The organism is Pseudarthrobacter raffinosi (assembly GCF_023913835.1).
Lineage (GTDB): Bacteria > Actinomycetota > Actinomycetes > Actinomycetales > Micrococcaceae > Arthrobacter > Arthrobacter raffinosi.
This window is the reverse complement of the sequence record NZ_JAMXBG010000006.1, coordinates 105,543-127,120: the sequence shown is the minus strand read 5'-3', so window position 1 is coordinate 127,120 and position 21,578 is coordinate 105,543. Positions and strand designations below refer to the sequence as shown.

General features: G+C 64.2%; 20 protein-coding genes, 1 tRNA gene and 1 pseudogene. 7 read left to right on the top strand and 15 right to left on the bottom strand.

The features are described from left to right. Positions 1-75: 75 nt before the first annotated feature. Positions 76-163, top strand: a tRNA-Ser gene (locus NG697_RS07990). A gap of 102 nt (positions 164-265) precedes the next feature. Here NG697_RS07990 and NG697_RS07985 read toward each other — a convergent pair. Further along, a complete protein-coding gene (locus NG697_RS07985; RefSeq protein ID WP_252613968.1) occupies positions 266-1,183 on the bottom strand; it encodes an oxygenase MpaB family protein in 918 nt (305 codons plus the stop codon). Between the two features lie 166 nt (positions 1,184-1,349). Between NG697_RS07985 and NG697_RS07980 the strand changes: the two genes are divergently transcribed. The 3 genes from NG697_RS07980 (at position 1,350) to NG697_RS07970 (ending at position 4,390) form a co-directional block, all read left to right on the top strand. Then, the gene (locus NG697_RS07980; protein WP_252613966.1) at positions 1,350-2,726 is read left to right on the top strand and encodes a M23 family metallopeptidase; all 1,377 of its coding nucleotides are present in this window, start codon (positions 1,350-1,352) and stop codon (positions 2,724-2,726) included. Positions 2,727-2,806: 80 nt separating this feature from the next. Further along, the gene (locus NG697_RS07975) at positions 2,807-3,334 is read left to right on the top strand and encodes a glutathione peroxidase (protein ID WP_308293037.1); all 528 of its coding nucleotides are present in this window, start codon (positions 2,807-2,809) and stop codon (positions 3,332-3,334) included. Positions 3,335-3,457: 123 nt separating this feature from the next. Then, positions 3,458-4,390 carry a phosphodiesterase gene (locus NG697_RS07970; RefSeq protein WP_252610142.1) on the top strand — a complete coding sequence of 311 codons (933 nt, stop codon included), beginning with the start codon at positions 3,458-3,460 and terminating at the stop codon, positions 4,388-4,390. Positions 4,391-4,453: 63 nt separating this feature from the next. Here NG697_RS07970 and NG697_RS07965 read toward each other — a convergent pair whose 3' ends face one another. After that, positions 4,454-5,869 (bottom strand): stealth family protein, encoded by a 1,416-nt coding sequence (locus NG697_RS07965; RefSeq protein WP_374209909.1) that lies wholly within the window; start codon positions 5,867-5,869, stop codon positions 4,454-4,456. A gap of 281 nt (positions 5,870-6,150) precedes the next feature. After that, positions 6,151-7,080 (bottom strand): hypothetical protein, encoded by a 930-nt coding sequence (locus NG697_RS07960; protein ID WP_252603155.1) that lies wholly within the window; start codon positions 7,078-7,080, stop codon positions 6,151-6,153. Between the two features lie 149 nt (positions 7,081-7,229). Between NG697_RS07960 and NG697_RS07955 the strand changes: the two genes are divergently transcribed. Beyond that, positions 7,230-7,529, top strand: coding sequence for a type II toxin-antitoxin system VapB family antitoxin (locus NG697_RS07955; RefSeq protein ID WP_181577293.1), 300 nt, complete (start codon positions 7,230-7,232; stop codon positions 7,527-7,529). Beyond that, positions 7,522-8,193, top strand: a complete 672-nt coding sequence (locus tag NG697_RS07950; RefSeq protein WP_252603152.1) for a LytR C-terminal domain-containing protein — start codon at positions 7,522-7,524, stop codon at positions 8,191-8,193. Before NG697_RS07955 ends, NG697_RS07950 begins: the two co-directional genes overlap by 8 nt. 24 nt (positions 8,194-8,217) lie before the next feature. On the opposite strand, the gene NG697_RS07945 is transcribed toward NG697_RS07950, so the two are convergent. The 11 genes from NG697_RS07945 to NG697_RS07895 form a co-directional block, all read right to left on the bottom strand. Then, positions 8,218-8,847 (bottom strand): TetR/AcrR family transcriptional regulator, encoded by a 630-nt coding sequence (locus NG697_RS07945; RefSeq protein WP_252613963.1) that lies wholly within the window; start codon positions 8,845-8,847, stop codon positions 8,218-8,220. A 48-nt stretch (positions 8,848-8,895) separates the two neighbouring features. After that, the gene (locus NG697_RS07940) at positions 8,896-9,603 is read right to left on the bottom strand and encodes a DsbA family oxidoreductase (RefSeq protein WP_252610250.1); all 708 of its coding nucleotides are present in this window, start codon (positions 9,601-9,603) and stop codon (positions 8,896-8,898) included. Between the two features lie 169 nt (positions 9,604-9,772). Next, entirely contained in the window at positions 9,773-10,303 is a 531-nt protein-coding gene (locus tag NG697_RS07935; RefSeq protein WP_252610150.1) for a GNAT family N-acetyltransferase, read from the bottom strand. Between the two features lie 22 nt (positions 10,304-10,325). Continuing rightward, positions 10,326-11,327 (bottom strand): sugar phosphate isomerase/epimerase family protein, encoded by a 1,002-nt coding sequence (locus NG697_RS07930; protein WP_252613962.1) that lies wholly within the window; start codon positions 11,325-11,327, stop codon positions 10,326-10,328. Positions 11,328-11,379: 52 nt separating this feature from the next. Further along, entirely contained in the window at positions 11,380-11,703 is a 324-nt protein-coding gene (locus NG697_RS07925; RefSeq protein WP_252610155.1) for a putative quinol monooxygenase, read from the bottom strand. A 100-nt stretch (positions 11,704-11,803) separates the two neighbouring features. Continuing rightward, positions 11,804-12,976, bottom strand: coding sequence for a levoglucosan dehydrogenase (locus NG697_RS07920; protein WP_252610157.1), 1,173 nt, complete (start codon positions 12,974-12,976; stop codon positions 11,804-11,806). Positions 12,977-12,986: 10 nt separating this feature from the next. Continuing rightward, on the bottom strand, positions 12,987-13,823 hold the full coding sequence (locus NG697_RS07915) for a sugar phosphate isomerase/epimerase family protein (RefSeq protein ID WP_252610160.1): 837 nt from the start codon (positions 13,821-13,823) through the stop codon (positions 12,987-12,989). After that, positions 13,823-14,983, bottom strand: a complete 1,161-nt coding sequence (locus NG697_RS07910) for a Gfo/Idh/MocA family protein (protein ID WP_252610162.1) — start codon at positions 14,981-14,983, stop codon at positions 13,823-13,825. Before NG697_RS07910 ends, NG697_RS07915 begins: the two co-directional genes overlap by 1 nt. Positions 14,984-14,991: 8 nt before the next feature. Further along, on the bottom strand, positions 14,992-15,981 hold the full coding sequence (locus NG697_RS07905) for an ABC transporter permease (protein ID WP_252610164.1): 990 nt from the start codon (positions 15,979-15,981) through the stop codon (positions 14,992-14,994). 2 nt (positions 15,982-15,983) lie between these two features. Next, the gene (locus tag NG697_RS07900) at positions 15,984-17,492 is read right to left on the bottom strand and encodes a sugar ABC transporter ATP-binding protein (protein WP_252610166.1); all 1,509 of its coding nucleotides are present in this window, start codon (positions 17,490-17,492) and stop codon (positions 15,984-15,986) included. 54 nt (positions 17,493-17,546) lie between these two features. Continuing rightward, positions 17,547-18,701 (bottom strand): substrate-binding domain-containing protein, encoded by a 1,155-nt coding sequence (locus NG697_RS07895; protein WP_252610168.1) that lies wholly within the window; start codon positions 18,699-18,701, stop codon positions 17,547-17,549. A 175-nt stretch (positions 18,702-18,876) separates the two neighbouring features. Here NG697_RS07895 and NG697_RS07890 point away from each other — a divergent pair. Next, positions 18,877-20,500: pseudogene (locus tag NG697_RS07890) on the top strand (ROK family protein). Here NG697_RS07890 and NG697_RS07880 read toward each other — a convergent pair. Beyond that, a complete protein-coding gene (locus NG697_RS07880) occupies positions 20,497-21,465 on the bottom strand; it encodes a D-2-hydroxyacid dehydrogenase family protein (RefSeq protein ID WP_252613960.1) in 969 nt (322 codons plus the stop codon). The pseudogene NG697_RS07890 and the gene NG697_RS07880 overlap by 4 nt on opposite strands. Positions 21,466-21,578: the final 113 nt, after the last annotated feature.

Below are 21,578 nucleotides of genomic sequence, written 5' to 3'. Positions count from 1 at the left end.
ACAGTCCGACGGGCCAATTGGGCGATGCCGGAATGTTCAGGTAGTCTAGTATCTGCTTTTGATTCGAAAGCAGCTGGAGAATTCGCCTAGCGGCCTATGGCGCACGCCTGGAACGCGTGTTGGGTTAACGCCCTCGGGGGTTCAAATCCCCCATTCTCCGCCAGCCAAAAACCCGGTTCTGACCTCGTCAGGGCCGGGTTTTTGCTGTCCTCCAGCCAGGCGATGACCCATGGCTGGAGCCCAGCTGCCCAGCCCGGCGGCCAGGTCACGTGCCCGCGTAGCCCAGGCGGTGGAGGCGCTCCCGGGCCGCTTGTTCGCTGGGTCCAGGCCCGCGTCCAAGGGCAAGATGTACGACGCCGAGAGTCACCTTCGTTGCCAGCCTCACGGGGAGCGGGAACGGCCCCAGCCGGGGGACCTGGAGCCCCAGCATGCGGCGGTACTTCGGCTCAAGGCTGTAGACGGCGCCGGCGAAGATGATCCGGTAGCCGGGGCGCAGCAGCGGATGCAGTGGCGGGTTGCGGATGAACTCAACGGTCTCGGCAACCCTGCTGTCCGTCACCAGCTCACCGTTGTTATACCAGCGGTCCAGTTGCTCCCGCATTTCGGCCTCGCTCAGGGGCGGATTCTCCACGCCCATCAGCCGTCCGGCCTGGGCCCACTCGCGGACATAGGCGTCGGGGCCGCCGGGGATCCCGGCACCCCAGATTTTGTGGGCCGAGAGGAAGGCGTCCACGAACGCGATGTGGACCCAGCGGGCGAGTTCCGGATCGTTGGCCGAGTAGCTCCGCTCGCCGCCGTGCCCGTCACTGTAGGTCCCCTGTACAGGCTCGTGCAGGCGACGGACCCGGGCGGAAGCCTCGTCGGCGGCGGCCTGTGGGCCATAGGTGACGGTGAAGATCCAGCGGATGGTCCGGGCCAGCCGGCTGAGCGGATCTGCGCGGAAGTCGGAGTGCTCGTGGATTCCCGCCAGCGCCCCGGGGTGCAAGGCCTGCATCAGGAGCGCGCGGACCCCGGCCACAATGGTGGTCATGGAGCCGTGCACCGCCCAGACGGCCGAGCCGGGAAGGTGATAGCCGGCGTCGTCCCCTTCGGCCAGCCGCGGAACCCAAGCGGGCTGACCGTCAGTGCTGCCGGTGAATACCCGTTTGATTTCGCCCTGCCATTCCCTGAGGAAATTTCGCATGTCACTATTCTCGCCCAGAAGCCGGCGGGCACGGTTCTGAGGGGTGATCCACATAATGTCCGCAGCGGGACCGGCGCGGGGGTTCACAGGCCCGGGTCTTTGTGGTCCCATGAGATGGTAAGTCCGTCTGGATCCGGGGTCTGGCGGGCCAACCCGGGAGTAACGAGTGGGCAATCATCGGGGATCCGGCCGGGAGAAGGAGCCCGCGGGCGGCTGCGCCATAGCTGTGCGCGTGCTGGCCGCCAGCGCCGTTGCTGCCGCGTCACTCATCGCCGTCGGCCTCCCTGGATCGTCCCCCGTTGAACCCCGCCCGGCAGCTTCGCCGGCGGCCGCCGGACATGTTGGCCTGCCTGGGCTGGCCGGTGCTTTCCTGACGGACAGCCGGGCCTTGGTTCCGTTTAACCGCACACTGGTCAGGACGATCGCCAAGGGCGGGAGCGCTCCCCTCAACGTGGCCGCCGCCGGGCTCACCCGCCCCCGGGAGGGGTCCCTCATGGCGCCCCTTGAGCTCCTCACTTCAAGCTCTCCATTCGGGTACAGGGTCAGTCCTATCACCGGTGCGGGCGGCGATTTCCACCTGGGCCAGGACTTCGCTGCAGGCTGCGGCACCAGGGTTTATTCGGCCGACGCAGGTGTGGTCCGTGCCGCCGGGTGGCACCCCTGGGGCGGCGGCAACCGCGTGGAACTAGACCACGGCAACGGGCTGATCACCACGTACAACCACTTGGAGGCTGTGGCGGTCCGGACGGGGGATTCCGTGCAGGTGGGCCAGGTCATTGCCCGTGTGGGCACCACGGGATGGTCCACCGGCTGCCATCTGCATTTCGAAACCATCCTCAACGGCAAGCACACCAGCCCGCTGAACTGGACACTTCTGCGCATTCGTCAGTTGGACGAACTCGAGGACATAGCCATGGTCAGCTATGCCAAACCCGTGGACGTCGGCGCGCAACGCTGGGCCATCCCGGTCGCAGAGGACAACAGCCACACGGTCCTGGGCGGCGAAGAGGAACTGTCCGAACCGCCGCCGGTGGAGGGATCAGTGACAACGTCGGGACCGCCGGACGAGGCACCCACGGAAGAGCCGTCGTCGGACGCTACCTCGCCTGAATCCGCATCGCCGGACCCGACTGCGACTGAAACAGCGACAGAATCTTCGACAGAAACAGCCGCTTCGACGGCATCGCCCTCCTCAACGCCTTCCACGCCCCGGGCAACGAGGACGCCGACGGGAACCTCAAGCGCCACGCCGACGACGACGTCACCCACCCCCACGGGCACCTCACCTGCCCCCACGGGCACTTCGCCTGCGCCGACGACGAGCGCGTCGCCGTCTCCGACGCCCACTGTCTCCAGGTCGTGGCCGTTCAGGCCTACCTCGCGCCTGACGCCGACGCCGGCGCCAACGGTGGAGCCAACAGCAACAACGAGTAGCGGGTCCTCAGCCGAAACAGCGTCGCCCTCGCCCTCGTCTTCTACGACAGCTACATCCACCGCCACGCCTACCGACACCGCAACATGGTCCGAGTCGGCGGGACCCTGACAGAGAACTCCCAGACTGCACCCGTACCCTTGATGGTTGGCAACGAATCATTTGCATGACCAACCTTCAAGGACGGCGCTGTGACAGACCTATACACCATTCCGCTCACCCTCAACGACGGCACCGAAACCGATTTCGGCCGGTTCAAGGACAACGTGGTGATGGTGGTGAACGTGGCGTCAAAGTGCGGGTTCACTCCTCAGTACGCGGGTTTGGAGACGCTCTCCGAGAAGTTCCGGGACCGCGGCTTCGACGTGCTCGGAGTTCCGTGCAACCAGTTCGCCGGCCAGGAGCCGGGCAACGACAGCGAGATCGCCGAGTTCTGCGAGCGGAATTTCGGTGTTACCTTCCCGCTGACGGCCAAGGCCAATGTGCGTGGCAAGGACCAGCATCCGCTCTACGCCGAGCTGACCAGGTTCAAGACCAGTGTGCTGCCCGGCCTGGTGAAATGGAACTTTGAGAAGTTCCTGGTCAACCGCAAGGGCGAAGTAGTGGCACGCTTCGCGCCCGCCGTCGAACCGGACTCCGCCGAAGTTATCGATGCCATAGAAATGGCACTGGCCGAATTTGACGGACCGGCGGCCACAACGGCACTTTCCGGGGCGTAAATCTTTTGGTTTTTTCCAACTTGGCCGCAGTAATTTACCCACAGTTTGCCAATTGTCTGATTGGATAATAGTTACTGAAGGGTAGAAGGGAAACGCCGTTTCCCACCAACCACAGAGGCAGCAATGAAGCACATCGAGGCCGAACACCCCCGGCCACGCCACTTCCTTCTCCACCTGAGCGACCCCCACCTGTTGGGAGGTCCGGATCCCCTTCACGGCGCAGTCGACAGCGAAGCCAAGCTCATTCAGCTTTTTGAAGAGGTCAAGGCTTCCGGTGCCCGGCCCGAGGCCGTGATCTTCACGGGCGACCTCGCCGACCGGGGCGACCCTGAAGCCTACGCAAAGCTCCGGGCCATTGTTGATCCCGCCTGCGAAGACATGGGCGCCCAAGTCATCTGGGCCATGGGCAACCACGACAACCGCGCCAACTTCCGGACCGGGCTCTTGGACGAGCCGGCGAGCGATGCGCCGGTGGACCGAAGCTACTTCATCAATGGCCTGCGCATCATCACCATGGACACCTCGGTCCCGGGTTACCACCACGGCGAGCTAAGCCCGTCACAGCTGGGGTGGCTCACCCGCCAGCTGGATACCCCGGCCCCCGACGGCACCATCCTGGCGCTCCACCATCCGCCGGTCCCGTCGGTCTTGGACCTTGCCGTGCTCGTGGAACTGCGGGATCAGGCAAGCCTGGCCTCCGTGGTCCGCAACTCCGACGTCCGGACCATTCTTGCCGGGCATCTGCACTACTCGACCACCGCCACCTTTGCGGGGATTCCTGTCTCCGTCGCCTCGGCCACGTGCTACACCCAGGACCTCAACGTCGCCGTGGGCGGTACCCGCGGCCGGGACGGCGGGCAGGCCTTCAACCTGGTACACGTGTACGAGCACACCATTGTCCACTCCGTGGTTCCGCTGGGGAGCGCGGCCACCGTCGGCGAGCATGTCACCTCGGAAATGACTGCCGAGAGACTGGCCGCGGCGGGCGTCAGCATCCCTGACAACGCCAAAACAGGAGGCGTCAGGAAGGTAGCCCTTCCGAACTACGCTATCTAGCGCGCGAAGCCCGGCGGGTCGGAAGCCCTGACGTGGGCGCGACCAACGTCAGGGCTGCGAGCGTCAGAGCTCCCAGGGCGCCTTGATGGGGTAGTACTTCTCCAGGAAGTCGGTCACGGTCTCGGCGCGCTCGTCCGCGGGGACTTCGGGGAAACTGCCGTCGTTGAGGCAGAAGAAGTCCATGTTCCGCTTGGCCAGCAGCTTGGGCAGGGAGTTCAGCCCGGCGCGGGCGGTGGTGTCCACGTAACGCACCTTGGCTGCGGTCTGCGTGACCGCACGGCCTGTCAGCAGCGCGTAGTAGTGGTAGAAGGAATTGGTGACCGAGATGTTGTCCGCGGCGCGGAACCTGCTCGCCGCCGTCTTCTGGAACTCCTCCGGGAACTCACGCTCCATCCTGGCCACAACGCTGCGCCGCAGCGGGGCGGCGGTGTGTTCCAGGTGCCGCGTGGTGATCCGACCGAACCGGTTCCAGAGCAGCTTGCGGTTCACGCGGGCGGCGTTCTCGAAGCCACTGCGCTCGGCATCGTTGTCGCCCAGCCCGATCCGGGTCTCGGCCTCGATGAACTTCGTGACGCCGCCCGGGGTGAAGAACATGTCCGGGCCCACCGAGCGGCCGAAGAACATGTCGTCATTCGAGTAGAGGAAGTGCTCGGAGAGGCCCTCGATGTGGTGGAGCTGGCATTCCACTGCCTGCGAGTTGTGCGTGGGCAGCACTGCGGGATCGGCGAAAAACTCATCGCTGCGGACAATGGTCACCGACGGGTGCTCCGCGAGCCACTCCGGGGCGGGGGAGTCTGTGGCGATAAAGATGCGGCGGATCCAGGGCGCGAACATGTAGACGGAGCGCAGGGCGTATTTGAGTTCGTTGATCTGCCGGAAGCGGGCTTCGTGGTCGTCGCCTTCGCCGAGAACCACACCCTGCTGCTGGGCACGGCGGGCCGCGATGTATTCGGGAGAGCTGCCATCAACCCACGAAAACACCAGGTCGACGTCGAAGCTGATGTCGCTGGCATGGTCGGCGAACATGTTCTCGATGGTGGGCCAGGTGTGGCCGTACCGTTCAACCGTCCCGCGGACAGCGTCCTGGGACTGCATGGTGCGGCGGGTCAGGGAGTTTTCGATCGGGAGGATCAGCTGATCGCCCTCAAAGCTCCAGAGCTCAATCTGGACGCCGGCGGAGGAACCGAACTCGAAACCGCCGTCGGGTTCAACCCGCGGACGGTAGAGGCGGAAGATGCGGGCCTGACGGTTGGGGGAGAGATCCCCGTCGGCAACCAGCACGGAGGACTTCTTTTTCGCGTCCACGGTCATGGAGTACACGGGCTCGTTGCGGCAGGCTTCCACCAAGGCCGCCCGCAGCTTCTTGCGGTCTTTCCAGTCCAGGGCGATGACCGGACGGTCGTTGTTGCCGCGCACCAAAAGGTAGTCCAGCCCGGCCTCCGCGAGGACGCCCCGCAGGAACAGCAGGTCCTCAACCATGGCCTGGTACGGCGTCCGGTTGTGGTTGATCAGGGCATACCTGCCCTTGTGCCGGACGACGTCCGGCCGGTGCTTGAGCCGCGCCTCAGCAGCCGGAGATGTCACCTCCGCATGCGTGCGCGGTTCTACGGACGCCTGGCCGCCGTAGTAGATCTCGTCCTGGACAGGTGCTTCTGTAATGGTTGTCTCCGTCGCGGCTAAATGGTAAGCGTTCTTATCTGAATAATAGCGCGACCCCCAAAATGGCAGTCTCAAACGGGCGCCGCCGGCCGGGGACGGGCTCAGCCGGCCATGGCCTCCCGCCAGCTGCGCAGGTAAGCTCCGCCGGCGTCGTCGTGAATGACATCTTCCCCAAGCCCGAGATCGGTGGCGGTCAACACGTCATAGGGCTTGACCGGAACGCCGTCCGCCGGGCGGACATCAACGTGTTTTACGGGGTGGTCATTGTGGTGGAGCCAGTCCGCCATGGCGTAGTCCGTGCGGGAATCACCTACCGTCCGCCACGCCAGCGGCGTGATGCCCTGTGCCGCCAGCAACTCCACGGCGCGGCTGGCGCCGAGGTCCTTGCCCAGCCGCACTGACTCAATATCGGTGGAAATGATGGTGGGATCGACGCGGTAGTCCACCTCGTCGTCGGAATTCGGTGCGTGGTGCTCCAGGCGGACCACGCCCATGCCGTGGCGGGTCATGAGGTCCATGGCGTCGGAGTCGAAAAGCTTCTGTTCGGCCAGGTAGTCGGCGGAGGGCACCTCGATGTGCTGCTCAACGGACACCATGGCACGTTTCGTCTCGTCAAAAAACATGTGCCTGGAGTAGTCCTCGGCCACGAGCCGGCGGACGTCATCGCCGTAGGCCTTGGGCACGGCCAGTTCGTGATCAACGTGGATGGGGCCGGGCCCGGCGGCGGTGTAGCTGAACCACACGGCGCCCTTCTCGCAAATGGCGTGGATGACTGTCCCGGCGGGAATGCCGGCGGCGATCATCGGCTCCATGACCTGCTCCCGGATGAAGGTATCGGAGCGGCCGGTATTGAAAATGACCGGAATTCCGGCAGTGGCCAGCGCCACGAGATCGGCAATGATGCCGGGTTTCACGTTACGGGTCACGGGGCTGGCCACGGGTCCGTCAACGTCGAGCAGGAGGGCGAGGGGTGGGGTGGACGGCAGGCGGACGCCGGGCGTGGTGCTGGCAGGGAATTCGGGTGCAGTCATGGCTCCATTGTGTCAGCCACGGGCCTCTGATCCTGCGCCGGCGGCGCGATGTCCACGGCATGTGACAGATGGTCACTGTTTGGCTACAACCTTGGGATGCTGCGGGCCGGACACTTCTCTTGGGCCCCCAAGCTGCTTAGGGTGGCATGGTGATCTTCAAAGCTGTGGGCGAGGGACGCCCGTATCCCGACCATGGTTTCAACACGCCCAAACAGTGGGCGTCGCTGCCGCCGCGCCCTGTCCGCCTGGACGAACTGGTGACCACCAAACGGACGCTCGACCTCGAAGCGCTCCTGGCCGAAGACTCCACCTTTTTCGGAGACCTCTTCCCCCACGTGGTGCAGTACCAGGGAATCCTGTACCTGGAGGACGGGCTGCACCGCGCCGTCCGGACAGCGCTGCACCAGCGGACCGCCATCCACGCCCGCGTGCTGGTCATAGATGGCTAGGAAACCCAAGGACGCCAGCGTCCTGCACGGCCACCACGTTGTCACCGGCCCCGAACTGCGGGCCACGTTTGAGGCTGCCGGAGACCCCGACAACCCGGTGCGGGTCCGCCGCCGCGTGGTGCATGGAGTGGTCCTGGTATTGCTGCTGGGCCTCATTGCCGGCGCCATCATCGTTGCGTTGGCCATCATGAGCGGACAGCTGAAGCTTCCGACGACGTTGGGCAGCAATGAGCCCCGGACCACCTGTCCCGGGGCCACCTTTGACTACACCCCCAACGACAAAATCAACCTCAACGTCTACAACTCCACCAGCCGCCCCGGTCTGGCCCGCTCCGTGGCGGATGAGTTGCTGGTCCGTAAGTTTGTGGTGGGTGCCGTGGCCAACACGGAGGCCGGCTTCCGCGGCGTGGCTGCGGTGGTTTCAGGGGCTGCCGGGCAGTCTGCGGCCTTCAGCGTCCAACGGAACCTGCCCGGCTCCGACTACTTCCAGGACGGCCGGACGGACGCCAGCGTTGACGTGATTCTTTCCAGCGATTTCCAAGAGCTGGCCGCCGCGGACCGTGTGGACCAGACGCCAGGGACGCTCAGCTGCCCGCGTGAAAGCCGGCGGATCGCGGACGATGCCAAGTGGCCGGTGATTCCGACGGCCGGCGCCACACCCTAGGCCCAGGCTCTAGGCCCCCACGCCCTAGCTGATGCGCAGGGGTGCGCCGTCGTCGTCGAACCTTGCTCCGGCGCCCAGCTGGATGAACCGCACGGTCCGGGCGATCCGGGCCTCAAGTTCGGCGGGCTCGTTGCTGCCGCGTGCGGCGCTGGAGGAGAGCGTGCCGTGGATGAGCTGCGCCTGCTGGCCAATGTCCGCTTGCGGCAGGTACCCCTGCGCCATGCCGTCCCGGAGGATGCCCTGCAGCAGGACGCTGAGTTCACCCACGTGGTCGGCCAGTTTCGCAAAGGACGACGGCGACAGCACCGCCGCCATCGCGGGTCCGGGCGGGAGGTGGCGGCGGCTAAGGTCCTCCACCTGGGTGCGCACGTACAGGGCCAGCCGTTCGACGGGGTTCTCGAGCCTGCTCAGAGACTCCCGGAGTTCGGCGAGGAAGCGCTCGGTCTCATCCAGGGCGTAGGAGATCAGGAGTTCTTCGATGTCCGCGTAATAGTTGTACACCGCGGTCCGCCCCACGCCGGCATGCCGGGCGACGTCCGTCATGGTCAGTCCGGGCAGGCCGTGCGTGAACAGGAGTTCCCCGAACGCTGTCAGGACCCTGCGTTGAGTCTCGGCGCGTTGCGCGGCGTTGTTGGCCGCCGAAATCCTGGGCATGCAGACACTTTACCGCGATGTGTCAGTAAACTCTCTCATCGGGCCGTGTCAGACCGCGCAGCCGTCCGGGCCGCAGGCCTCGCCGTCGTTGCCGTCCGCGGCGGTGACCAGAACCAGGGGGTTGGTCTCCTGCCAGGCCTGGTTGAGCGCCGCCGTGAACGTTTCGGCGGGCTGGGCACCCGAGAGGCCAAACTTGCGGTCAATCACAAAAAACGGGACGCCCGTGATGCCCAGGGCGCGGGCTTCCTCGAAATCGAAGCGGACGTCGTCGGCGTACTTGTCCGTGGTGAAGAGCTCGGCGACGTCATCGGTGTTGAGGCCCAGCTCCTGGCCCAGGGCGGTGAGGTACTCGGCGCTGCCGATGTCCTTGCCGTGCTCGAAATGGTCGCTCAGCAGGCGTTCCTTCGCGGCATCCTGCTGTCCGTGCTGCGCCGCGAGGTGGATCAGTCGGTGGGCGGTGAAGCTGTTGGCCACCACCACCTGGTCGAACCGGTAGTTCAGGCCCTCGCCCTTGGCCTGCTCGGTGACGTGGTCAAACATCTGCAAGACCTGCGCCTGGGCCATGCCCTTGCGCGTGCTCAGATACTCCAGCTCGGTGCCGTCATAGTGCTCGGGAAGGGTGGGGTCCAGCTGGTAGCTGCGCCACTTCACCTCAACAGCGTCGCGGTGCGGGAACTCGGCCAGGGCGGCCTCGAACCGGCGCTTGCCGATGTAGCACCACGGACACGCGACGTCTGACCAGATCTCAATCTTCATGCTTGCCACAACCCCGCCTGCCCCGGGGCCATTCCGCGGCGGGGTGTCAGATTGGTCACCATTGAGCGCGAACAGACACTTGAGGCCCTCAGCCGCGCGGCCTCAAGTGTCCCTTCGCGCTGGGTATTCGCGCTGGGTGTGGGCGGTGGGTGTGTCGCGTTGGGTGGGGTCAGACGGCGCGTTCGAGGACGAAGTCGTGCTCCACGGTGGTTCCCAGCCGGAAGGACTTGCTGCCCACCTTGTGGAAGCCGGACTTTTCGTAGAACCGGATGGCCCGGGCGTTCCGGCTGTTGACCCCCAGCCATACTCCGGCCGCGCCCGCTTCTGCCGCCGCCCGGAGGCTGGCGTGCATCAGTTCGCCGGCCGCGCCCAGGCCGTGGTGTTCGGGGTGGACGTAGCATTTGCTGAGCTCCACGGAGGGCAGGACTTTCAGCGCCGCCGCGACATCCGGATCCTCTGCTGGCCGGTTCAACAGCAGGCTGTAGCCGCGGAGCGCCCCGTCCGCGTCAATGACCAGGATGGTGACATCAGGATCCGCCAGGTACTCCCGGAAGTGCCGTTCGCTGAGCGTGTTGGCCAAGTGCGCGGCAATGTCCTCGGGTGACGACGACGGCGGGCACGCCAGCGGGAAGGTGACGGCCGCCAGGTCGGCGAGCCGGCCGGCGTCGTCCGTTGTTGCCTTTCGAATCGTGTGGGTCATGCAGGGATTCTACGTGCGCTTCCTAGGGCTTCGTGCTGAAGGCGGCGTCAAAGCTGGTCTGGGAGGCGGGGAAGTCGAACTTCTTCAGCGCGGCGAGGGCTTCCGGTGCGCCGTGGAGCCGGTCCATGCTGGCGTCTTCCCATTCGACGGAGATGGGTCCGGTGTAGCCGATCGCGGCCAGGGCGCGGAAAGACGATTCCCAGGGGACGTCGCCGCGGCCGGCGGAGACGAAGTCCCAGCCCCGGCGCGGGTCGCCCCAGGGCAGGTGCGAGCCCATGACGGTGTTCCGGCCGGTGGGGCGGAGCTTCGTGTCCTTGCAATCGACGTGGTAGATCCGGTCCTTGAAGTCCCAGATGAACGAGACGGGGTCGATGCCCTGCCACATGAAATGGGAGGGGTCCCAGTTCAGGCCGAACGCTTCACGGTGCCCGATCGCTTCGAGCGTGCGGACGGTGGTCCAGTAGTCGTAGGCGATTTCGGAGGGGTGGACTTCGTGGGCGAACCGGACGCCGCATTCATCAAAGACGTCCAGGATGGGGTTCCAGCGGTCTGCGAAGTCCTGGTAGCCGGCCTCGATCACGGCGGCAGGAACGGGCGGGAACATGGCCACGTACTGCCAGATGGAGGAGCCGGTGAATCCGACGACGGTGTCCACTCCGAGGGCTTTGGCCAGCCGGGCGGTGTGTTTCATTTCCTCGGCGGCGCGTTGGCGGACGCCCTCGGGGTCGCCGTCGCCCCAGACTTTCGCGCCGACGATCGCTTCGTGGCGGAAGTCGATGGGGTCATCGCACACGGCCTGGCCCTTGAGGTGGTTGGAGATGGCCCAGACCTTGAGGTTGTACTTGGCCAGGACGGCGAGCTTGGACTCCACGTAGCCGGGCTCGTCCCAGCGCCAGGCGTCCAGGTGGTCCCCGGACACGGCGATTTCCAGGCCGTCGTAGCCCCAGCCGGAGGCCAGTTTGGCAACTTCCTCGAACGGGAGGTCGGCCCACTGGCCGGTGAACAGGGTGTAGGGGCGGGGCATGTCAGGCTCCTTCGGAGGGCGGGCGTTGCCAGCTGGATGGTCTCGGATCGGCTTACGCGATGGGGCGAAGCCGGTGCACGCGCAGGGGTTCAGCCATGAACTGCGCTGCGGATTCCACGAAGTCTACGACGTGCGGTTGTTCATTGTGGGCGTCGAGGGCCTCACTGCTCGTCCATTTCTCGCAAAGCAGGAAGGTGTCGGGATCCTGCTCGTCGCCGAACACCGAGTACTCCAGGCAACCGGGATCGAGACGGCTGGCATTCTGAAGAACAGTCAGCAGCCGCTTTAACTCGTCAGCGCTGCCCTGCTCGGCGACGAAGATTGGAATCAGATGGACGGGGCCGGAGGTGGGCGACCCGGTTGTTGCAGCAGTCATCACGACGCCTTATCTTGGCACTGTCTGCCAGGGACTGGTCGGGCGAGGCAGGCGCGCAGCTTCATTTTCAGCCACACGCCTGCCCGCCCCGATGGCTGGGTTAGGCGTCGATCCTTGGTACGTCGACCCAGGCTCCGCTTTCCGCGGATTCGATGATTGCGTCGTCGATCAGGGCGATTTGATACCCGTCAGCGAAGTTCGGGCTGACGCTTCCGCCTTCAGCGATTGCCTTGAAGAAATCGTAGGCTTCAATGATCTTGGTTTCACCGTAGCCAATGCCCAGGGCCGGGATGGGCCAGAGCCCTTCTCCGTACGGGTGCGCAGGGCCGGTGTAGACAGTCCGGAACCCCCGGCGGTCACCGGGGTCGCTGGCGAAGCAAACCTGGAGTTCATCGCGCCGTTCGTAGTTGAACACGATGCTACCTTCGGTGCCGTGGATCTCGAAGGTCAGGAAGTTGTTGCGGCCGTAGGCGTTGCGGGTCGCTTCGATGGATCCGATGGCACCGTTGGCAAACTTGACCATGGTGAGCACTTCGTCATCCACATCCACAGCCCCGCGGGGACCTTCCCCACCGGAGACGTTACCCAGGCTGTCCGCGCTGCCGGACTGCAACGGCCGCTCCGGAATCCAGGTGGACATTACCGAATTGACGGATGTGAATTCGCCGACGAGGTAGCGGGCCATATCGATTACGTGGGTTCCAATGTCGCCCAATGCGCCCGAACCTGCGATGGACTTCTGGAAGCGCCAGGAGAGCGGGGAATTCGCGTCGGCGCTCCAGTCCTGCAGGTAGGTGCCGCGGAAGCTGATAACCCGGCCGATGGCACCCTCGTCAATGTACTTTTTGGCCAGGGCGACTGCCGGTGTGCGGCGGTAGTTGAACGCAACCATGTGCACGATGTCAGTGTTCTTCACCGCGTCATACATGGCCTTGGATTCCTCACCCGTCCGCGCCAGCGGCTTTTCACAGATGATGTGCTTTCCGGCCTCGGCCGCAGCGATAGCGATCTCGGCATGAAGGTGGTTCGGCGTCGCGATGTCGACCACGTGGATGTCCGGATCATCGATGATGCTTCGCCAGTCTGAAGTGGACTTTTCGAAGCCGAAGCGGCTGGCGGCCTGGGCGGCCAGCTCGTCTGTGGCTTCGGCGATCACCTTGCGTACCGGCATTGCGGGGGCTGGCCAGAAGAACATGGGCATGGCCGCGTAGGCAAGGGAGTGGGCTTTGCCCATGAAGCCGCCGCCGATGAGGCCGACGTTGAGATTCTGCATGGCGTGTTCCTTATCGTTGGATGCCGGATTCGGCGAGGATCTTGTCGAGGTACTTCTTGCTGATTTCTGCGGCAGCCCGGGGGTCGCCGTCGTACGAGTCCAGTTCCACCATCAGCCAGCTGTCATAGCCGCTTTCCTTCACCGCGCGGATGATGTCCGGGAAATCCAGGTCCCCTTCTCCCAGCGGCAGGAACTGGAAGGGATCCTTCTTGAAGTCCTTGAGGTGGACATGCCGGATACGGTCAGGGTATTTGCGGATCGCGGCCGCCGGATCGCCGCCGCCTGCGGCGAGATGCGCTGTGTCGGGGCAGAATCCTATCCGGGTCTTGGACATGAGGCGGTCAAGTTCATCCGGACTTTCCACGATGGTTGTCAAATGCGGGTGATAGCTCGCCGACAGCCCGAATTCCTCAGCGATGTCCGTGACGCGGTCCAGCGCAGTGCCCAGCCGGTCGTAGTCCTCGTCCGTTGTTCCGGCCGCCCGTCGCGCGCCACCGCCGACGACGAGACGTTCCGCCCCGAAGATGGTGGCCAGTTCCGCAGCCCGCCGGATTCGGTGGAGCTCGTCTGGGAGGATATCGGCGTAGATGAAGTTCGCACCTGTGTAAACGCTGACAAGCTCGAGTCCGGCGTTGGACAGCGTTTCACGGAGCTCATCCGGCCGGTCCGCGTATTCGACCAGGTTGCCGTCGAACATTTCGGTGCCTTCGTAGCCGGCCGCCGCGATGTCACGTACCGCAGTTTCCATGGAGCCGTTAGTGAGGTAGTAGAGGTCTTTGACGCTCGTCACCCCGACGGGGTGACCGCCGACGCCGCCCCAAGTGATCGAATGGTATCCAAGTCGCATTAGCTTTGCCTTTCAAGTGCTGGTTGGTCCGGTGTGCGTGCGCTAAGGGGGAGTCCGGCGTCGATGTCCGGAACGTCGACCCATGCGTTCGTGGCTGTGGAGTCCAAGACAGCCTGGGTTATCTGTGCCGCGCGCAGGCCGTCGCGGAACGTGGGCAGGCCATCGATGCTTTCGCCCCGGGCCGCCGCGTAGACGTCCGCGATGAAAGCGTTGAAGCTGTCCTGGTAGCCATGCGGGTGGCCGGCGGGAAGGCGGGCGTACCTCTGCGACTCCGGGTAAGAAAGCGTGTCCGGTCCGCTCGGGACGCGGATGCTGCCCCGGGATCCGCCTACCCAAAGGGTGTCGGGCTGCTCCTGATTGAAGCTGAAGGACTCCTCCGTGCCGTCGAATGAGAACCAGAGCCGGTTCTTTCGGCCAGGCGTAACTTGGCTGACCACGAGGGACCCGGTTGCGCCGCGGTCGGTTTCAAACAACAGCGCGGCGCCGTCTTCAGTACCTACGTCCCGCATGACACCTTTGCTGGCGCGCTGCGCGAACGCCCTGGACGTCCTCGCGACCAGTCGGCTGATCCTGTGTCCCGTGGCGAACTCCATGAGGTCGCACCAGTGGACTCCGATGTCACCGAATGCCCGGGACGTCCCGCCTGCTGCCGGGTCAACCCGCCAGTTGGTTGCATCCGAGCTGGCAAGCCAGTCCTGCAGATAGGAACCGTGCAATAGCCACAGATTGCCTGCTTCGCCGCGTGCGATCCGCGCACGGGCTTCCCGAACCGCCGGATAGAAACGGTAGACAAACGGTACGGCCGCCACTGTGCCCGCGCCATCTGCCAGGTCGCGGAGCTTCTGTGCATCCTCAAGCGTTGTTGCCAGTGGTTTCTCGCACACCACGTGCTTGCCCGCAGCTATGGCCCGCTTTGCAAGGGCCGCGTGCGTCGCGTTCGGCGTGCAGATGTGTACGACGTCGACCTGGTCACTGTCGATCAATGCCTCCGGCGAGGGTGCCGCTTCTAGCGCATGAAGCCTGATAGCCGCATCTGCGGCACTCTCAGGCGTGCGCCCCGAGATTTCGCTGACGATACCGCCATTGGCCCTCACAGCATGCGCGTGAACCGCCCCCATGAATCCCGTGCCGATGATGCCTGCGCGCAGTGTGCGGGTCATGCGCCCGGTCACTTCTTGCGGGCGAGCGCAACAGCGAGAATGATGATCGCTCCGCGCACCACCTGCTGCTGGCTGCTGTCCAGGCCGGCCAGGATCAGGCCGTTGTTGATCAAACCGATCAGCAGTGCACCGAACAGTGTGCCGACCACCGATCCTGCGCCTCCGAAGAGGCTTGTGCCGCCCAGAATCACTGCAGCAATGGCCGACAGCTCGTCGCCACTGCCCCACTGGAACCGGCCTGACTCGAGCCGTCCGGCGTAGAGCATTCCGGCGAAGCTGGCAACGACGCCCGAGATCAGCAGCACCTGAAATTTGATGCGCTTGGTATTGATGCCGGTGAAATCAGCAGCCGTGCGGTTGCCACCCGTCGCGAGGACCTGCCGCCCGAACTTAGTCCGGGAGAGTACGACGGCGCCGATGGCCACGAAGATGGCACTCCACACAATCAGTCCGGGAACCGGTCCAAAGTTGCCGGAGCCGAACAACAAGTTGAAGGTGTCGTTAAGGATCGGCTGCGGTGCCGAGGCTGTGATCCATTGCGCTACCCCGACGGCAATTCCGAGCATGCCAAGAGTAACGAGGAATGAGGGTATTCCGAGAAGGCTGACGAGTGCACCGTTGATGGATCCGACAACGAGTCCAACCGCGAGGCCGGCGAGGATGCCCGGAACAATTCCCCACTGGGAGAGTGCCATGGCAGTACAAACGCTGGACAGGCCGGCGACGGAACCCACACTGAGGTCGATCTCCGCACAGGCAATGACGTAGGTCATGCCGACCGCGATGACGGTGATGGTCGCTGTCTGCCGGAAGATGTTCAGAAGGTTGTTCGGGGAAAGGAACCCCTGGTCCCGCAACAGTACGGCAAAGAAGATAAAGACGACGACGAAGCCTATGTAGATGACGTAGCGGCGCCAGTCGAGCTCACGCAAGGTGCGCTTGAACTTGTCTGACGCCCCTCCCCCGGAGGCTTTCGTTGAGACGGTTGAATTGTTCATGATCAGACTCCCTGGACTGCGAGTTGTAGTGATTCTTCGTCAGCGATTTCACTTCGTTTGAGGTCACCGGTTATGGATCCGTCCCTCAGAATCAGCACTCTGTCGCTGACCGCGAGGAGTTCGGGATATTCCGACGAAATGACGATGACAGCCTTTCCTGCCTTGGCGAGTTCGCGGATCATGTCCAGAATTTCGCTTTTGGTGCCAATGTCGACCCCGGCAGTGGGCTCGTCGAGAATGAGAACATCCGGCTCGGTGCCGAGCCACTTGGCCAACACGACTTTCTGCTGGTTTCCCCCAGAGAGCAGACGCACCGGCTTGCCTGGGTGGGCAACCTTCACGGCGAACTTCTTAATCAGGGAGCTTGACAAGGACTTGCCGGCTGCCGTATCGAGCAACGGTCCGCGCCGGATCCGGTCGAGCAGCGGCAAGAGCAGGTTGTCACGAACGGAGTGGTCAAGGACGAGCCCCTGGGCCCTGCGGTCTTCGGGAATGAGCGCCAGACCCGCCTCAATGGCGCGCCGGGGGCTAGTTATGGCGGCTTTCTTGCCTCCGATCCAGATCTCCCCGCTCTCCAGTGGGTCGATGCCGAACAACACCCTGGCGAGCTCCGTTCTTCCGCTGCCCATCAGGCCGGCAAGCCCAAGAATTTCTCCGGCATGCAGCGTGAAGGACACATTACGGACGCGGTTGCCGGAACTGATGCCCTTGGCCTCAAGAACAGGAATGGCCGTAGCCGAGTAGTCGTCCCGCTGCCGATAGCTCAGCTGGCCCTCAATCTTCTTGCCGACGATGCCTTCTACGATTTGCTCCGGCGTGACGTTGGTCAGCGGCTCGGTGAGCAGGCGGCGTCCGTCGCGCAGGATCGTGATGCGGTCCGCGATGCGGTAGACCTCATCCATCCGGTGAGAAATGTAGATGATGGATATCCCGCGTTTCTTGAGCCTCGCCACCAGATCAAAGAGCGCCTCTGTCTCATGCCGGGCCAAACTCGCCGTCGGTTCATCCATGATGAGGACGCGGGCGTCCTGCGCCAGGGCCTTGGCGATTTCCGTCAACTGCCAGTAGGCGGTGCCGAGGCGGGAAACATGGGCCCGCGGGTCGACGTCGACCTCCATGTCCGCGAAAATCTCGCGAGCCTTGCGGACGGCCTCGCGGTCGTCGATCAACCCGCTGCGGCCCTGCGGCTCTGCGGCGAGAAAGATGTTCTGGGCGACAGTGAGGCTTGGGACAAGGCTGAATTCCTGGAACACCATGCCGATTCCGGCTGCCTTGGCGTCCTGGATCGAATTGATGTCGACAGGTTTTCCGGCAACGAGGATGCTGCCGGCGTCCGCATGGTAGACGCCCTGGAGAATTTTCATCAGCGTGGACTTACCGGCTCCGTTTCCGCCGGCCAGCGCATGCACCTCTCCAGTGCGCACTTCGAAGGCCACGTCATTGAGGACATTGACTCCGTTGAATCCCTTTGAGATCGAGCGCATCTCGACGGCCGGGTCTTCTGTGTTCATGGTGAGATCACTTTCACTGGGTGGGGCAGGATTTCAGCATTGCCACACTGCCGGCTATTTCTTGTATGAGTCCTGAAGGTCCTTCGGAGCGTCTTCGTGGTAGACCTGCTTCCATGCCTCAAGAACGTTGGAATGGTCTACGGGAAGCGCGCTGAGCGCCACGTAGGCCGGTGTGCTCTTTCCCAACAGGGCGAGTGCGCCGAGACGGGCCTCAGTGACGCCCTGGTCAAAAGGAACCTGGGCGCCGAGTCCGACTACAAGCTCGTTCTTGGCCATAGCAATGGCGACGTTCTTGCCGAGGTCCTGGGTTGCAATCTTCAGATCGGTACGGCCTGCAGCCCGGGCCGCAGCCATTACGCCTTCTGCCGGGACGTCCCACACAGCCCAGATGCCCGCGAGGTTAGGGTGCTTGCTTAGCATCGCGTTGGCCGCAGACTGTGCGTCGCCGGCAAAATCGGGGCCGGCGATGCCCTTTTCCTCGATGAGCTTGATCCCGGGGTATTCCTTGGTGATCGTTTCCTTGAAGCCCTGGTAGCGCTGCTTTGTGACGAAGAAGTCGGCCTCATGGAAGATGACACCGATATCACCCTTACCGCCGAGCCCCTTGGCCATCTGATGGGCGGATACGACCCCGTTGCCGAAGTTGTCTGCGGAGACGACGGAGACGTAGTCCTTGCCCGCGGTGAGCCCCTGGGGAACGTTATCCATGAATACCAGCTTGGCCCCGGTACTCGCTGCCTTCTTATATGCGGACGCTGTCGCCACCGGATCCGTGGGGATGGAGACAATGACGTCTGGGTTCTGGATCATGACGGTCTCGAGATCGGACACCTGCTTGTCCGGCTTGAAGTTGGCATCGGTGGTCGCGATGACCTTTATGCCAAGCCTGGCGAATTCGCTCTTCAGACCAGCGGTCTGGGCGTTAGCCCAGTCGTTGCCGCCGTAGTGCATGACGATGGCGGCCGTGGCGCCGAGGGCCTTGACCTTTGAGATATCCTCTTCACTGAGCTCGGCTACGGAGGCTGGTGAAGGCTCTTCGCCGTTCGGACCCTTGCTGAGCACCTGGCCCTTGATTTTTGCCAACGCTGCGTCCGCCTTCTCTGACACACCGGCGTCCTGAGTTGAGGTGGCGGTTGTGGACGAGCTGCAGCCGGTCGCTGTCAAAGCAAGCGCCGTGGCAAGAACAACAAGCGGGAGCTTGTATTTCATGACTATTCTCCAATGAATATGAGGCTGGGTACCGCTCTGGACCCTCGGCCGATGTCTAGCGACGCCACCTTGTCTTGTGTGACTCGCAACAACATAAAGTTATGCACGATACGTGCAAAAGTCAACCCCGTGGGGGATAATGGTTGCAGATCAACGAAGTTAAGGAGTCGAAAACGTGACGGGGAATATCGGAAATCCAGCGCTTCCAGGCGAGCAGGTGGATTCACTGGCTCCTATCCTGAATGCCGTCCGCTCCGGGAAAGCACTAACTCGCCCGGAGCTTGTGCGCGCAACCGGGCTCGGGAGAAACGTCGTCTCCCAGAGGGTCGATTACCTTCTCGGCTCGGGGCTATTGGTGGAAGGGGCGACCGGTCCGTCCCAAGGAGGCCGTGCTCCGCGTCAGCTGGCTTTCAGGGCCTCCGCAGGGCAGGTACTGGTAGCCGAGCTGGGAGCGTCAAGCCTGGGGGTCGCGCTGACGGATCTGGATGGCCGGGTCGCGTCAGCGTTAGAAGAACCGTGCGACATCAATGCGGGGCCGGAGTTGATTTTGGACCGGGTAGGCCAGTTGTTTGGACAGATGCTCGAGGGGGGTCGGCCGGCGGCCAGCCTCTGGGGTATAGGGGTGGGGTTGCCCGGACCCGTCGAGTTCGCCACCGGCAAGCCGGTAGTGCCGCCCATCATGCCGGGTTGGGATGGCTTTGACGTTCGGGCATTTTTCCAGGACCGGTTCTCTGCTCCGGTCTGGGTGGACAACGAAGTGAACCTGATGGCACTCGGTGAATTTCGGGACGGACTCGCTCGTGGGCACTCGGACATCGTTTACGTCAAGGTGGGAACAGGGATCGGTGCAGGACTGATTTCTCAGGGCCGGCTTCACCGGGGGGCTTTGGGGAGTGCCGGGGACATCGGCCACATCAGGATGGGACCGGACACCGTCGTGTGCCGCTGTGGCAAGCGCGGTTGCCTGGAAGCCATGGCGGGGGGAGCCGCGCTCGCCCGGCAGGGGGAGGACGCGGCGCGATCTGGAAAGAGCCGGCTGCTGGCCGCGGTCCTTGCGGAGCGCGGTTCTGTTTCTGCGCGCGACATCGCCGAAGCTGGCCGTAGGGGCGATGCCGACGCGACCGATCTGCTGCTCCATTCAGCCAGGGAAGTAGGCGAGGCCGTGTCACTGCTGGTCAATGTTTTCAATCCGTCGCTGGTACTGATCGGGGGCGGGGTCGCTGACGCTGGTGACCTTTATCTGGCCGAAGTCCGGCGGACAGTGTTGGGCAGCTCCCTGCCCCTGGCGACCCGAAACCTGAGGATCCTGGCGTCACCTACAGGAGATCAGGCAGGACTTCGGGGCGCCGCTTTCATGGTCATTGACGAGCTACTGTCAGGAAGGCTGCTCCGGGAATGGATTAACGACGGGAGCCCGGCCGGACGCGCTGAATTGGCCGGATTCTAGTCCCCACAGCGCTGGACCGGTCCTGCGGTTGCTCCATGCCGGAAATCTGCAGGCCATCCACGCCCTGCGCCAGGCCGGCCGGGATGTCGGCGACGCGCTGGCCACCGTGGTCAACCTGCTCAACCCGTCCGTCATTGTCATCGGCGGGAGCCTTGGCCAGGCAGGAGAGCATTTGATGGCCGGCGTCCGCGAAGTGGTCTACCGGCGGTCCTTGCCGCTGGCAACCAGCCACCTGCGGATCGCCCTTTCCATGGCCGGGGACCAGGCGGCGATTCTTGGTGCGAGCCAGATGGTCACGCAGTACGTGTTGTCGCCTGCAGCCATTGAGGCAACTCTCCAGGCGGCCGGTTAGCCTTTAGAGGCCGTAATCACGCGGACCGGCGTTCCCTCCAGCCAGGCCTTGACGTCCTCGAACGCGCCACCGTAGAACTGCCGGTAGCTCTCCGCTGTCACGTAGCCGAGGTGCGGGGACAGGACAGTGTTGGGGGCGCTGAGCAGCGGGTGGCCCGCGGGAAGTGGTTCCTGGTCAAAAACGTCCAGGGCCGCGCCCCGGATCCAGCCCTCGTTCAAAGCCCGCACCAGGGAATCCTGGTTCACCAGCGGACCCCGCGAGGTGTTCACCAGGATGCCTTCCGGACCCAGGAGCCGCAGTTCCTGCTCACCCACGATGTCCTCGGAACGGGGAGACAACCGCAGATGGAGGGTGACGACGTCGGAATTCCTGAAAAGGTCCTCCTTGCTGACCTTCTGGACCCCGGCCTCAGCCGCGGCCTCATCGGTGAGATTCTGGCTCCAGGCGAGCACCTCCATGCCGAACGCCTGCCCGTAGGCCGCGATCCGCCGCCCGGTCTTGCCCAGGCCCACGATGCCCAAGGTCTTGCCGGACAGCTCCATCCCCACCGAGGTCTGCCACGTGCCGGCGCGCAGCGAGTTCTCCTCGGCCGGGAGGTTGCGGGCGATCGCGAGCAGCAAAGCCCAGGTCAGTTCGGGCGCGGCTGTGGGTGACCCGGGCGTGCCGCACACGGTGATGCCGAGTTCCGCTGCTGCGGCCACATCGATGGCGGCGTTGGCCATGCCGGTGGTCACCAGCAGCTTCAGCGCCGGGAGCCGTTCCAGCACGGTACGGGGGAACGGGGTCCGCTCACGCATCGCAATGACGATCTGGTAGTCGGCGAGCGCCGCTGCCAGGGCGTCCTCGGACTGGAAGGGCTCGCGGAAGACGGACGTTGTGACGCCTGTCGATTCCAGGGAGGACCAGTCGGCGAAGGCGTGCGCCACGTCCTGGTAGTCGTCGAGGATGGCAAGCCGTTGCTGCATGTCTGTTCCTTCGTCCGAGGGTGCGGCTTAATATCCCCGCACGTTGGGGCCCGCTGGTGTGAGCTTCATCGTATGCCAGGGCGCCATGACGTTGACTGGGGCGTGGGGGCAAT

Coding starts and splice junctions, on each gene's coding strand:
- NG697_RS07985 (WP_252613968.1), bottom strand. CDS start 1,183: ATGCGAAATTTCCTCAGGGAATGGCAGGGCGAAATCAAACGGGTATTC.
- NG697_RS07970 (WP_252610142.1), top strand. CDS start 3,458: ATGAAGCACATCGAGGCCGAACACCCCCGGCCACGCCACTTCCTTCTC.
- NG697_RS07965 (WP_374209909.1), bottom strand. CDS start 5,869: ATGGTTGAGGACCTGCTGTTCCTGCGGGGCGTCCTCGCGGAGGCCGGG.
- NG697_RS07960 (WP_252603155.1), bottom strand. CDS start 7,080: ATGACTGCACCCGAATTCCCTGCCAGCACCACGCCCGGCGTCCGCCTG.
- NG697_RS07950 (WP_252603152.1), top strand. CDS start 7,522: ATGGCTAGGAAACCCAAGGACGCCAGCGTCCTGCACGGCCACCACGTT.
- NG697_RS07945 (WP_252613963.1), bottom strand. CDS start 8,847: ATGCCCAGGATTTCGGCGGCCAACAACGCCGCGCAACGCGCCGAGACT.
- NG697_RS07940 (WP_252610250.1), bottom strand. CDS start 9,603: ATGAAGATTGAGATCTGGTCAGACGTCGCGTGTCCGTGGTGCTACATC.
- NG697_RS07935 (WP_252610150.1), bottom strand. CDS start 10,303: ATGACCCACACGATTCGAAAGGCAACAACGGACGACGCCGGCCGGCTC.
- NG697_RS07930 (WP_252613962.1), bottom strand. CDS start 11,327: ATGCCCCGCCCCTACACCCTGTTCACCGGCCAGTGGGCCGACCTCCCG.
- NG697_RS07925 (WP_252610155.1), bottom strand. CDS start 11,703: ATGACTGCTGCAACAACCGGGTCGCCCACCTCCGGCCCCGTCCATCTG.
- NG697_RS07920 (WP_252610157.1), bottom strand. CDS start 12,976: ATGCAGAATCTCAACGTCGGCCTCATCGGCGGCGGCTTCATGGGCAAA.
- NG697_RS07915 (WP_252610160.1), bottom strand. CDS start 13,823: ATGCGACTTGGATACCATTCGATCACTTGGGGCGGCGTCGGCGGTCAC.
- NG697_RS07910 (WP_252610162.1), bottom strand. CDS start 14,983: ATGACCCGCACACTGCGCGCAGGCATCATCGGCACGGGATTCATGGGG.
- NG697_RS07905 (WP_252610164.1), bottom strand. CDS start 15,981: ATGAACAATTCAACCGTCTCAACGAAAGCCTCCGGGGGAGGGGCGTCA.
- NG697_RS07900 (WP_252610166.1), bottom strand. CDS start 17,492: ATGAACACAGAAGACCCGGCCGTCGAGATGCGCTCGATCTCAAAGGGA.
- NG697_RS07895 (WP_252610168.1), bottom strand. CDS start 18,701: ATGAAATACAAGCTCCCGCTTGTTGTTCTTGCCACGGCGCTTGCTTTG.
- NG697_RS07880 (WP_252613960.1), bottom strand. CDS start 21,465: ATGCAGCAACGGCTTGCCATCCTCGACGACTACCAGGACGTGGCGCAC.